This window comes from Robiginitalea rubriflava (genome assembly GCF_052540725.1).
Map to the genome: position 1 here is coordinate 2,836,311 of NZ_CP199309.1, position 12,987 is coordinate 2,849,297.

Consider the following 12,987-nt stretch of genomic DNA (forward strand, 5'->3'; position numbering starts at 1 on the left):
AGAATTACGTTCGCAGGAGTTATCAAAACTAACGAAAGATCGTTCACGAAAGATTGAGGTAATTAGGAAAAGACAAATCCAGTTATGTGCTAAGGGGTATCTTGGTCTTATTTATCGATAAACTGCATAATATTCCCGCTGTTTTATGGTTATTTACCTATATAATGCTATTTTCAAAGGCTGATATCCCTGTGTAGTGATGCGTTTTCCAAAAAGACCGCTTAAAATAACCTTTATTTCTTCCTTCTTCCTGTTATTGATCTTCGGGCTCAGCAGTCATTTAAGGGCCCCCGAATCGGCAAGTAAGCAGGCAGATCTGGCTACTACGGAAAAAGCCGGCAAATACATTTTTGACCGGGAAGCAGCAGCATTATACAGATCCCGGCAACAGCAATTGCAATTAGCGCTTCAGGATTATTTCAAAAAGGCTGTTTCTGCGGGTCAGTTAGTAGGGGCCGGCGTTAGTATCGTTAAAGGGGATTCCATTGTAATTGCCGAAGGGTATGGAACCAAGGATATTAGAAGGGGGGACGGTGTTGATGGACATACTATCTTCAGGTTAGGATCCCTTTCGAAAGGGTTTGCCGGAGTACTTGCTGCCGATATGATCAAGCAGGGCAAATTGAGCGGGGAGGCGAAAGTCAGGGATTTTATCCCGGAATTTCAACTGGGCGACAGGAAGAATACAGATAAAATTACACTGACCAACCTTTTATCGCATACTACCGGAGCACCGTATCACAGTTATACAAACCTGGTGGAAGCCGGATTACCCTTGCAGGATATCGCTTCGCGCTTTGTACAGCTTAAACCTATAAGCAAACCCGGAGAACTCTACAGTTATCAGAATGCCCTGTTTGCACTTTCTGAACTAATGATCAGCAAGGCTTCGGGCAAGCAGATGTCCGAGTATCTGCTCGAACGTTTCTTTAAACCTTTGGAGATGTGTTCCACTTTTATGGATCACAAATCCCTGCAGAACTCTGAGAATATAGCCTTGCCCCATACCCGGAGGAGGAGGGGCTGGCGTACAAATAACCTAAATGATCATTATTACAACGCCATTGCTGCCGGGGGGATCAGTGCCAATGCCCTGGATATGGGCAGATGGATGCGGTTTTTACTGGGCCACAGGCCGGATATCATGGATAGCAATGCCTTGTCAATCGCCTTTCGCCCCAATGTAGAAATCCCGGGGCGCAGTAAATACTACCAGCGCTGGCCGGGTCATGAATCTTCTTACTACGGTTTTGGATGGCGGATTCATTATTTTAAGGAACACGATACCGGGAAAAAACAAATCGTTTGGCATCACGGGGGGAGTGTAAACCATTACCGCAATGAAATTGCGCTTTACCCACAGGACGATTTAGGGATTTGTGTTTTGCTGAATAGTAATTCCCGTTTGTCCAGTACAGTGATACCGGATTTATACAATATCGTTAGGCAAGTATACCAAAAAAACACCCCCGAATTCGCATCTAACCGTTTTGAGGATACCGACCCTTCTCTTTAGGCGGTTTTATTAAATGTAATAATGGGAGATTTACTCCAGCGGGTACCCATGATTCTCGGGAAGCCGGAGTTTTTCTATAAATTCCTTCCAGCGAACATCCCCATACATGGGTTTAAAGGAGGGATAGGTAAGGGCTTCTATTAATACAGGATCTTTGACTTCATAGGCCTTATTCAAATAGTCAAAGGATTGGTCGAATTGCCCTCTAAAGGCGAGCAGATCTGCCGTGTTAGCAAGTTCCTTCTCCCCGTATTTCTCTAAAAATTCGCCAAACAGGGAGTCCGATTTTTCTGTATCGCCAAGGGCGTGATATATAAAATTCAAACCGTACAATTGGAAAAACTCATGTTTTTCCTTTTTAATTTCGGTCAGGGCTTCTTCGAGCCGTCCCTGAGACATCCTGATTTTGGCAATCATATAATGATAGATTTCCCAGTTGGGGTAATACAATTCAAAGGTTTTGAAAGCCGCTTCAGCTTTTTCTAAATGGCCCATTCGGTACTGGGCATGTCCCAGGTTAAAATAGTTTGTGTAAACCAATGGGTCGTATTTGATGGCCCGTTCAAGTAGTTCGACAGATTTTTCGAGATTTCCGAATGTTTTGTTTGCTGCGGTACCCAGTACAACCGCATCTTTCGGAAGCAGATTGATCGCCTTCTCCATGTTTTTGGCAGATTTTTCAAACTCCCAGTTGAGTTCCTGTAAACTGGACAGGCTTGCATAGGCATGTCCGGAATTAGGATCCAGGCTTATCGCCTTTTGTGCAGCTTTTATACCCAGGGGGATACCCTCAGTAGCTTCCCAAATACTAAAGTTGTAAGTGCCTGTATTGTATATCCCGGCCAAAAGCCGCCATGCCGGGGCATAGGATGAGTCTAAAGCTATGCATGCTCTTATTTTGGATTCTGCCTCCAGATAGGCACTTCGGGTATTCTGGTTAACCAGGTGTTTGGCCTGTAGATAAAGGTTGTACCCCTCCGGATTGACCAGCTCGGATTTGGGAACGTTGCCCAAAAGTGAAAGTTCCAGCTCTTTAATTACCTCAGAGGCAATTTCGTCTTGTATTTTAAAGATACTTTCGAGTTCCCTGTCGTAGGTTCGGGACCACTCATGAGACCCATCCTCGGTTTTAATTAATTGGGCCGTTACCCGAATGGTATTGCCCGCTTTGCGTATACTTCCCTCCAGGATATGGGTAACATTGAGCTCCTTGCCAATTTCCGTTGCAGTTGCTGCCTTTCCCTTATATGAAAAGGAGGAGGTTCGACTGATCACTTTAATATCTGGGATCTTAGCCAGAAGATTTAAAAGTTCTTCACTGATGCCATCGGAGAAATATTCATGGTCTTGTTTCGGGCTCATATCTGCGAAGGCCATAACAGCGATCGAGTGATCTCCGTAATCGACAATTTTCGCATCATCCCTGCTAAAGCGATCCACTAATAATACAATGATAGCCAGGCTTAGGGCCCCTATGATTAATTTATTTAGTCGGGTACTTGTTTTGGTGCGTATAGACTGTTCGGGCGTAACATCAATGGTCTTCCGAATACCATCCGGTGTGATTTCATAAATCCAGGCAAAAATCAACCAAATGGGAAAACCGACGGCCAGGAGTACCAAAGACCATCTCAGCAGGTATTCGGGCGCCTGAAATACCGGTAAGATTGTAGCGAGTACTTGGGTGATAAGCCAGGCAACTATTAAATATGCCAGGGCTGATTTAATAACATTACGCCGCTTTAACTCTTTAAAATAATCATTCAGGTTCATCCCTGTCTGGTTGGTCCTTAAAAATACAATAATCAGGTGGATTTAAATTTCAGTAACATTTCAAATCTCAGTCTGCAAGGCTTGAATAGCCCGGGAACCTTTAAAGTTTTTATAAAGAAGGCCCTAACCCTGTTAAAATGTTCCCAATACCCGTTACAAGTACGGTTTTCTGTCGTCTTTTAAATGAACAACAACTCTAAGTAAACAAACACAATGTCTGCCAATCTCAGTCTCATATTATTTAAAGCTATTAAGGTATACAGCCTGGGCTTTATTTTTTACGATCTGCTGCTGAGTACCTTTATGACTATGGAAATTGATATGGTGACCCTGGTTTACACCCTGTCGATTGAAGGTTTTTTCGTTCTGCTAAAAGCTGTACAGATCGAGATACCCCTTTGGATAGAGGCCATTCAGGATTTGGTGTAAGCCCGGAATTACGCGGATCATAATCTATTTACTGGTAATTCGCTCCACCCCGGTCCAGTCATCCGGTACTCCTTTTACCATGCACTCAGCCGCGTTTTTGAGGTATCTTTCTGCGGTAACATCTTTCGGATTCCGTTCCAATACCTTTTTAAGCTGTGCAGCAGCAGTAATAAAATCTTGGTTGTAGTAGGCCTGCAAGCCGCTATTGAATGTCTCCAGGCATTCCTGTATAAGGGCTGCGTTTTCAGGACTTTCCCCATCAAAAAATTCATAGAGCCTCAGTACCCCTTCCTGCCCTTTAACCTGCACTTTACCCAGATATCGATGGCTGAAGTTTTGCTTATCCTGAATTTGTGCAAAGGTATCCTCGCTCAGGATAATGGAGGTCCCAAATAATTTATTCAGGCCTTCAATCCTGCTCACGGTATTGATTTCACTGGAAATTACTCCGGCCTGTCTCCTTTTTTCGTCTCCGATAATTCCAAGAATCATGGGGCCGGTATGGATTCCAAATCCCAGTCTGATCGGGGTTTTACCTGACGCTATTAATTGTTTGTTGAGTTCGTGAACGGCCTCCTGACTCTGTATGGAGGCCTTGAGGGCATTATTCGGATCGGCATACAAGGCAAGAATACCATCTCCGATAAACTGAATTACGATACCATCGTTTGCCTCTATTATGGGACCTACTGTATTGAGGTAGGTATTCATAAAATCAAAATTCTCCTGTGGGCTTAATTTTTCGCTAAAAGTGGTATAATCACGAATATCGGAAAACACTGCCGTCATGTCCTGTTTGATATGGTCCCCCAGGTTTACATCGAGGATACTTTCTTTCTCCAGTGTATTCAGGAATTTATAGGGTACGAATTTCTGATAGGCCTGATTCAGGTTATTTAAATTGTCGTACAATCGCGCATTTTCAATGGAAATCGCAATTTGCCCCGACAGCATATTGAGAATCTGCAGCTTTCCTTTGGAAAAGGCATCTGCCATAACACTGTTTTCTATGTACAGCAGCACCCTTAGCTCTTTTTTCAGAAAACTGGGGATTACTGCAACAGATTTCGGGAGGTGTTTTTGCATGTAAGCATCTCTATCTATCAGGTTGTCATGTTCCCCTTCCTGCATTATGAACTCATCCCTTGAGCGAATACAATAGGACAGAATTTCCCGGGGTAAATCCGTGCATTTATTTAATTTAATGCTATTGAGAATGCCCATTGGCCGGTCCTTATCGCTCAGCGCCTCCACATACCAGTTTCTCTCCCTTTTCAAAATAATGGCGCACCTGTCTGCCCCTGCATTCTCACTGATTATTTCAAGGGTTTTGGCAAGCAGATCAGGGAGCCTGATTTCCTCAGCAAGAACCTGAGAAGCCTTTAGCAGTGTTTTGGTGTCAAAGGAACCGCCATAGTAACCAGCGTAACTGTTCTGGCTGTCTGTGTAACCTCCGCTTAACGAAGGCCTTGCAAAGACCTCCGGAAATTCCTGCCTAAGTGATTCCTGTTTGGGAATGGCCCCCCATTGATAAAAGCAGATGCCGGCTTTTTCGAAATGTATATTGGCGTATATTTTTTTATTTTGTTCCAGCCAGAGGCGTCCCAATAATTCATGGGCTATTGCTTCATTCTGAAGGAAACCGTACTCCTTTGCAGAATCGATAGCATGCAGGTAGTGCTGTTCTGCTTCGCTCAAATTACCCTTCAGGCGGAACCTCTCGGCCCTGAGGAGTTGCAGCTTGTGCTCAATATTGGCTTTACCTGCCCGATTGAGGTTTTCAAATAAGCTGATGATCTCTTCAATTTTCTGATCTATGGATTTCTTATCCTTAGCTTTAGGGTATAACTGAAAGTTAATCAGGGCTTCATAGAATTTCAGGCTTGTAAAATGCACTATGGAACCGATAAGGGGTGCAACATATTCGTATGCCTGATCAATACTTTTTGCGGCTTCTTTAAAATGACCATTTATATAAAGGGCACAGGCCTTATAGGTATGCAGGGTGGCAATGCCGTAAAAGTCTTTCTTTTGTTCACAAAGGGAAATAAATTCTTTTTCTGAAAATCGTTTGGTGCGAAACTCATTTGATTTTACTCCATCCCCGGTCAGGCAATTAAGGCACATTTCAAGGGAAATCAAGGCATCCATAGCCAGGTCCATTTTGATTTTCTCATTGAAACGGATGGCGTCTGGCAAACCTTCTTTTATTTCCTCTAATTGTACCCCTCCGCTATAGAATTTGTTGTAGAAGGGATGGAAGTTTGTATACCCCGCAAAAATCAATTCGCCGGAATCCATACTGGCCTGAAAACCTTCATCATTGATTTCAGCAATACTGTTCACGTGTTTGTGCCAAATAAAGATATAATTGGCAATCAAGTGGAAAGACCTGGCCTTGTGGCGCAGGCTTATCTTTTCAAAATTAAGGGAAAGGGTACGGGATAGTTCTCCGCATTGCAGCGCAAACTGGTATTGCCCCTGCAGGTTCAGGATCAACCCCAGCTCGCTGAAAGCGTAGGCCGTTTCCGGGGTATTGCCGTTTGCAAGGCTGAAATTAACCTTCATACAGGCCTGCAGTATCCATAATTGGGTGTATCCACCTACATAGGTAGGCATTGAAAAGTTATCGAGTATTTTAATAATGGCCAGGTTGGCCGGATCCTTCATTACCGGATTCCCAGCAATGGAAGCAACACCTTCTTTGTTAAAATAAGTGAGAAGGCTTTCCATATTTTCCCCTATGAGCACATCGAGGTTTTCACTCGGAAAATCATACCCCAGTTCTTTCAGACAGCTGCGCCCGGTATTAATGGCTTCTTCATATAAATTTGCAATAGTAAGCCGCAGCATTTTAATATAGTAGATATCGGCCCTTTCAATTGGGTTTGAGGCATTATTCAGACATTCCTGAATATAGGCGTCACTGCGTTGCGGGTCCGCCAGCAAATAGGAAACTTCGGCTCCTAGGGCCTTGAGTCCGAAACTCAACTCATAATGGTTTTTCCAGCTATCCTCTGGGAGTAAGTCCTCGGCTATGCGGATATAGTTGGAAGCACTACTGTAGGCAGTAGCGTTGCGGGCTTTATTTGCAGCCCGAAAATTTAACCGGGCAACAGTAATCCTCATATCGGCTTCTGTCAATAGCTCCAGTGCATTGTTAAACTGGTGAACCGTTTCAAAGAGGTAGTCGCCATTCCGTTCTATTTCGGACAGGATTTTCGCGATTTTATAATGCAATCTGGTGCGGTCTTCCTTGTTTATACGGGAATAGGCAGCCTGCTGAATACGGTCATGAGAAAAGTTAAACAGAAACTTACGATTCTTCGAAATCTCTTCATCAATGGCCAGGAGTTGATAGTCTTCATCCAGGGGAACGACCAATTCTTCTGTTATCGCCATTTTAAGTACCAGGAATACCTCGCGCCGGCTAGTCCCGGATAAATGGGCCAGTATGGAAATTTCGAACTGATTTCCGATACAGGCGGCCTGTTTCAGAATGGTCAAAGTCTCATCCGGTAGTTCAGCCAGACGGGAAGCCATGAAATCGACTACGTTTTCCGAATAGTTTTTCTTTCGGATCTGTTCGAGGTCGATTTTCCAATTATTTTGTTCTAAGTCATATTCTATATGACCTTCACTGAGGATACTGGTAATCAGTTGAATTGTAAAAAAAGCATTCCCCTGAGTCTTTTTGTAGACGACCTCCGTAAGTCCCGAGATGGCCTCCGATTCTTCGTGAAGCGTTTCTGCGAGCATTTGGTGAACGTGCTGCTGCTGCAGGTGTTTCAGTTCAATGTCGTGAATATTGGAATTCTCCAGCTGGGCCTCCTTTCGCATTATTGCCAGAGGATGGGTTTTGTCCACCTCATTATCCCTGAAAGCTCCTATAAAAAGGAAATTCGGATGATCGTGACTGCTGATGATCTGCCGGATTATCTGTATACTTCCCATATCTGCCCATTGCAGATCATCCAGGAAAAGGACCAGTGGGTGTTCCTCCAGGCTAATGGAACGAATGAAGTTCAGGAAGACCCGGTTAAAACGGTTGCTGTTTTCCCTGGCGTCCAGATGTGGCACATCTGGTTGCGGGCCAATTATCAATTCCAGCCTGGGAGCAATATCTATAATGATTTTGCCCAGATCCCCTAATGCTTCCAGCATCAGATCCCGGTAGTACTCCAGTTTGGTTTCGGCTTCAGAAAGCAGATACCGGCATAATTCGTTAAGGGCTTCTGTAAAGGCAAAATAGGGAACATCCTTTTGAAACTGATCAAATTTTCCTTTGATGAAGTACCCCTTTTCCCTGGTAATGGGGATATGTGTTTCATTGATAAGGGCAGATTTCCCGACACCGGAGTATCCGGATACAAAAAGCGCTTCTACAGTGGGATTTTTTATTTTGGAAAAAGCCTGCATCAGTATTTCGAGCTCTTTTTCCCTTCCGTAAAGCTTTTCAGGAATTATGAAATGCCCTGTATAGTCGTAAATGGATAATGGGAACTCGGAAATTCCTCCTTTATCGGCCAGTTGTGAATAGGCTGTCTGCAAATCATTTTTTAGGCCGATAGACGACTGGTAACGGTCCTCTGCATTTTTGTTCAGCAGGGTCATTACAATCTCTGAAACCACCCCGGGAATCTCCGGGTCGATTTCGCTAGGGGGAGCGGGCAGTTCAGTCATGTGCTTATGCACTATTTCCAGACTGTCTTCACCAAAAAAAGGCAATTTTCCAGTAAGCATTTCGTAAAGGAGAATCCCAAAGCTGTAGAGGTCTGATCTGTAATCTACCTTGCGGTTCATTCGCCCGGTTTGCTCCGGTGCGATGTAGAACAAATTCCCCTCAATTGTATCAGGATTGCTCAGGTTACTGGTTTTTATGTCTACCTTGGAGGAGAGCCCGAAATCTATTAATTGGATGGACTTTTTTTCCAGGTTCACAAGGATATTGTCCTTGGTAATGTCTTTGTGAATGAGCTTTAACTGGTGCATATGACTGATAGCCTCTGCTATGAGCACAGCAAATTCAAGGATTTCCAACAGTGACCTCCGACTGCGGACGAAGGCCTCGCCCACGCTGACTCCTTCAAAATAATCGAGGATAAGGGCATATTTATTATCGATTTTTTCCTTGCGCCTAGCCTTGCGGATTTTATCGTGAAAAATATCCTTTGTGTATTCAAACTCGTTGTGAAAAGTAAGAAGCAGGTCTGAAGAAGGGCTGGAGTCTTTTAAGAGCTTGACAATTACATCCTCTCCCTTGTCATTGGCCTTATAAATCAGGGAGGTGCCACTTTCAAATATCAATTGTGAAGCCTGAAGCTGCATACTGCTTTAATTTGTCAACTCTAATATAGCGCCCAGAGTTTTAGGGAACTTTCCAAAAACTGCGAATAGTTAGACCCTATTGGCAGCCTGTTTATGAGCCTTTAATCTGATCATATCAAATATAAGGGATCCTGACAGGACTCTGCTTTCAATCATGGTTTTTAAAATAGCCGATTATTTTAAGAAAAAATCCTTTTATGGCCGCCCATATCGTACTAATGATCAAATGTATCTTCCCAGCGGGCTTTTCCTGGTCCCGGTTAATATTCCAGGTATCGTCAAATCCGTCGCCAATCCGGAAGGTTGACGCCTTTCCACCCCGTTCAACTTTTAAGAGGGTCTCTATAAAGTAGATAAAAAGATGTTCAATTTCGGCTGAGGCCACGTTTTGCCCGTTGTGCTTCTCAATTCCAGGCAAGTCAACTTCGGTAAGGTGAGTCACCAAATCATCATGGGCATCGGACAGGTCGATGCCGAGGTTTTCTTTAATAAGGAGCTGGTTGGCCGTATCGTTTGCATCTTTTATTACCGTAAGAGCTGTTTTGCGATTAAATAAAGGCATGGTTTCAGCAAACCATTCTACCAGGGCCTCTGCAAGTTTTGGCCCATGCGGATTGGGGAGGGTGAAATGCCTTTTGTAAATAATATCCTGAAGCTTACAACCTTCTTCGTAATTTTCAGGCAACAAATCATGATTTACGCCAAGTGCTCTTCCAATCAGCCGCCAGGTCTGATAATAGTTCTCAATTTCTACCGGACTCAATTTTGCTCCCATCTCAAGTAATCCCTGGATAACCTCGGTACTGAAGGTATGGGTGGCAAATATCATGTCTTCCTGGTTGATAGGTTCCCCAAATTTTTTATGGTCCCAACCTTTATCCTTTGTATGGGTAATATTATGTTTAATCTTATATCGGATCATGGCGTGTACCAGGCGCAGCTTCTGTATGCTTTGAACCCCGTTGTGATTTGTATTGAGGTGGGGGTCATCTGAGTCGTGTTTTTCAATATGCCAATGCGGTTGCATCACGTCCACCACGAACTGCATGGTTTCAATTATTCTCCTGTGTGGCTTGCTCTCCAGTAGTCTTGTTTTGTGCAATACCTCAATAGCTTTGGTGTGCGCGTACTGTTTAAGAAGGGAACGAGAGTAAAGAATAAGTATAATCCGGGGTCCGTGAGTATTGAAAAACTCAGCTCCCTTTTCCAAAATTATCCGTTCCTCATGAGTGAATTTAAATGGGGTTAGGTCTTTGAAATAATGCAGGAGTTTCTCCGGTATTTGGATTTCGTGTTTGCTTTGATCCCAGTCATGTGTGAAATCGTGACTGACAAATTCAGTTACGAAGCGGGCTACTTTTTTCTTTTTTTCTTCAGAATGCTGGGCGTTTATCATTTCAAAAAGAGCCGCGGCAGCCTCATCAGCATAAGGGTCTGCAAGTGTTCTTTTTTTATCCAGAAAAGCCTTAGTCCATTTTTGAGCCATAATTGAGTTAGTTAGGTTTTGAACAAGAAATGATATTATACCTCCACAGCCCCTTTTTATAGGCTTTATACTGGTAATAGGTAGACCAGGTATTTTTGGTCTGGGTACGGTTTCTGAATCCAAAAAACTCAGAGAAAGTGGTAACAACGATTCCTGGGAAGAAATAATAGTACAACCTTCGGATACTGGGGAGCACATTCTTCGTAGCATCTCGAACCAGAACCTCTCTAAAACCGGCAGTCCTGCATTGTTGTTCGAACTCATCTGTAATGGCATAGGCCTTTATAGCCCAGGTGTCTGTCCATTTTTCGAGTAGGATGGCGTCTTTGCTTCCCTCTTCGCAGGCTTCAGCGTAAAAGTCAGCCACTATCAATCTGCCTCCCGGCTTAAGGACCCTGAATGCCTCATTGAGAAAATCCTGTTTATCCCAGGCGTAGCAAACACTTTCTATGGCCCATACCACATCAAAGGAATTGTCGTCAAATGTGGTTGACAAATAGTTCTGTTTCTCAAAACTAACCTTTTCAGATACCCCATGCTTTCGGGCGTTTTCAGTAGAGGTGGTTACCTGGCTCGGGGTAAGCGTAATTCCCTTTACGGTGCAACCTGTATTTTTGGCGAGGTAGATAGAACTCCCTCCAACACCACAGCCCGCATCCAGGACATAATCAGAGGCCTTAATGCCAGCCTGCTCAATCAGTTCCTGATTCATCCGGGATAAGGCTTCTCTTAGATTTTTGGTTTCTTTGGTCCAATACCCATAGTGCATGCACATATGGGAATTTAAATGCCAGACTAATTCATAATCTACCTGGCAATCTTCGTAATACCTGATAATCTCATCCTCGTTGATGAGTGCTTTTTCGGTCATTTGAGTTAGTTGGTTTGTAGGGATAATGCAATTTCAGAGGTTGGTTCCCGTCAGTGCATTTAAATATACTCAATCTGTTGGTATATTTGATGCCAGGGGTAAAATTTAAGCGCATACAGCGTCTGAAGTTGAAGCATGATAAAAGCATTGCAAGTTTCCAGCCACTCTTAGGCGGGCCCCTCCACAAAATACATTTTGATTTTATCCAGACCTTTTACCACTACTTTTCCTCGAGAGGTGCAGTTGTATTTGGTTTTGATTTCCTGATAGAGGCAATTGGAGATATTTATTTTGTTCGGTTCGCTGTTTTTTTCCATCCGAGAAGCCATATTGACTGTGCTGCCCCAGATGTCATAGGCAAATTTGTCTACTCCCACAATACCTGCCACCACAGGCCCGGTGTGTATTCCAATCCTTATTTCGAACCCCTTTTCGCCTTTCGCTTCTTTTTCGGCCCGGTATTCCTTCATGGCTGCATTGATCTCAATGGCAGCCTCCACCGCATCGAAATGATGGTCTTTGTTAGAGGAGTGCAGTCCGGCAACACACATATAGGCATCTCCGATGGTTTTAATTTTTTCAATGTTGTATTTACGGATAATATGGTCAAACCTGCTAAAGCAATCGTGCAGTTCGGCAACCAGTTGGGTAGCACTCATGGTTTTGGAAATAGCCGTAAAATCTTTAAAGTCTGTAAACATAACAGTTACTGATTCGTGGTATTTGGCTTTTGAAGTACCTGTATATTTCAATTCCCTTGCCGTTTCAATTGGAAGGATGTTCAGCAATAATTCATCGGTTTTCTTTTTTTCCTCGGTAAGCTCCTCGGTTCTTTTGGAAATTTCCTCCTGTGCTACGCGCAGGTCTTTTACCATTTTATTAAATGCTACACTCAGTTCCCCGATCTCATCTCTTGATTTATTAATCACGGACTGGGTAAAATCACCTTCCCCAACACGGTTGGCCGCATCCCTCAGTTCAAGAACAGGTACAGATATTCGTCTGGCCAGCCAGTATCCGATAAGCAAGCCAATTACAAAAACGGTCAAACTCGCCAGTGCAGATGCAATGCGGATTTGGCGTCTTCCAACGGCAATTTCATTGGTTGTAAAACTCAGCATTACTTCCCCTTCCATTATAGGGGTGCTAAAGGGACTTGTTTTGATTATAAAATCTTCAGTAGAAGTAAGGTAGGGATCTACCGGGATACTATCGGGAAAGGTCATAAAGACCTGTTTTTCTATGGTGTAATCAGTATGGTCCTCATTCCAGATACTATCCTTCTGAATGATGCTCACAAATTGAAGCCTTTCATCATCCCTTACGTAATTCAGGGACATTTCCACCCCTTCAAAGTTTTCTTCGGTCAGGGCAATTTTAATACCCAGGGCAACCGAGTTGGCGTAGTGTTCAATTTCGGAGTTGTAATTTTCGAGAAGGATACTTTCCTGCCGGGCGGGATAATAGAATAGTATAAACAAGGCGAACATCAGCACAACCGACAAGACGGTCAGCAAAATTTTTGTTTGGACGGATAAGACCATTAAAGGAATCTGAATTTCTTAAACTTTTCTTATGCCAAAA

7 protein-coding genes are annotated in these 12,987 nt (G+C 43.5%); 2 read left to right on the forward strand and 5 right to left on the reverse strand.

The window, feature by feature from the left end; genetic code table 11:
* Nucleotides 1-199: 199 nt before the first annotated feature.
* Nucleotides 200-1,516 carry a serine hydrolase domain-containing protein gene (locus ACT6NU_RS12815; protein WP_445382065.1) on the forward strand — a complete coding sequence of 439 codons (1,317 nt, stop codon included), beginning with the start codon at nucleotides 200-202 and terminating at the stop codon, nucleotides 1,514-1,516.
* Nucleotides 1,517-1,546: 30 nt separating this feature from the next.
* Here the strand turns inward: ACT6NU_RS12815 and ACT6NU_RS12820 are convergent, their stop codons facing one another.
* Nucleotides 1,547-3,289, reverse strand: a complete 1,743-nt coding sequence (locus ACT6NU_RS12820) for a hypothetical protein (protein ID WP_445382066.1) — start codon at nucleotides 3,287-3,289, stop codon at nucleotides 1,547-1,549.
* Between the two features lie 213 nt (nucleotides 3,290-3,502).
* Here ACT6NU_RS12820 and ACT6NU_RS12825 point away from each other — a divergent pair, with 213 nt between their 5' ends.
* Entirely contained in the window at nucleotides 3,503-3,718 is a 216-nt protein-coding gene (locus ACT6NU_RS12825) for a hypothetical protein (RefSeq protein WP_445382067.1), read from the forward strand.
* A gap of 24 nt (nucleotides 3,719-3,742) precedes the next feature.
* Here the strand turns inward: ACT6NU_RS12825 and ACT6NU_RS12830 are convergent, their stop codons facing one another.
* From ACT6NU_RS12830 to ACT6NU_RS12845, 4 genes are all read right to left on the reverse strand, one after another.
* Nucleotides 3,743-9,046 (reverse strand): AAA family ATPase, encoded by a 5,304-nt coding sequence (locus ACT6NU_RS12830; protein ID WP_445382068.1) that lies wholly within the window; start codon nucleotides 9,044-9,046, stop codon nucleotides 3,743-3,745.
* Between the two features lie 148 nt (nucleotides 9,047-9,194).
* Nucleotides 9,195-10,532, reverse strand: coding sequence for an oxygenase MpaB family protein (locus ACT6NU_RS12835; RefSeq protein ID WP_445382069.1), 1,338 nt, complete (start codon nucleotides 10,530-10,532; stop codon nucleotides 9,195-9,197).
* Between the two features lie 7 nt (nucleotides 10,533-10,539).
* Nucleotides 10,540-11,403 (reverse strand): methyltransferase domain-containing protein, encoded by an 864-nt coding sequence (locus tag ACT6NU_RS12840; protein WP_445382070.1) that lies wholly within the window; start codon nucleotides 11,401-11,403, stop codon nucleotides 10,540-10,542.
* Nucleotides 11,404-11,570: 167 nt separating this feature from the next.
* Complete coding sequence (locus tag ACT6NU_RS12845; protein ID WP_445382071.1) at nucleotides 11,571-12,920, reverse strand: adenylate/guanylate cyclase domain-containing protein; 1,350 nt, start codon at nucleotides 12,918-12,920, stop codon at nucleotides 11,571-11,573.
* Nucleotides 12,921-12,987: the final 67 nt, after the last annotated feature.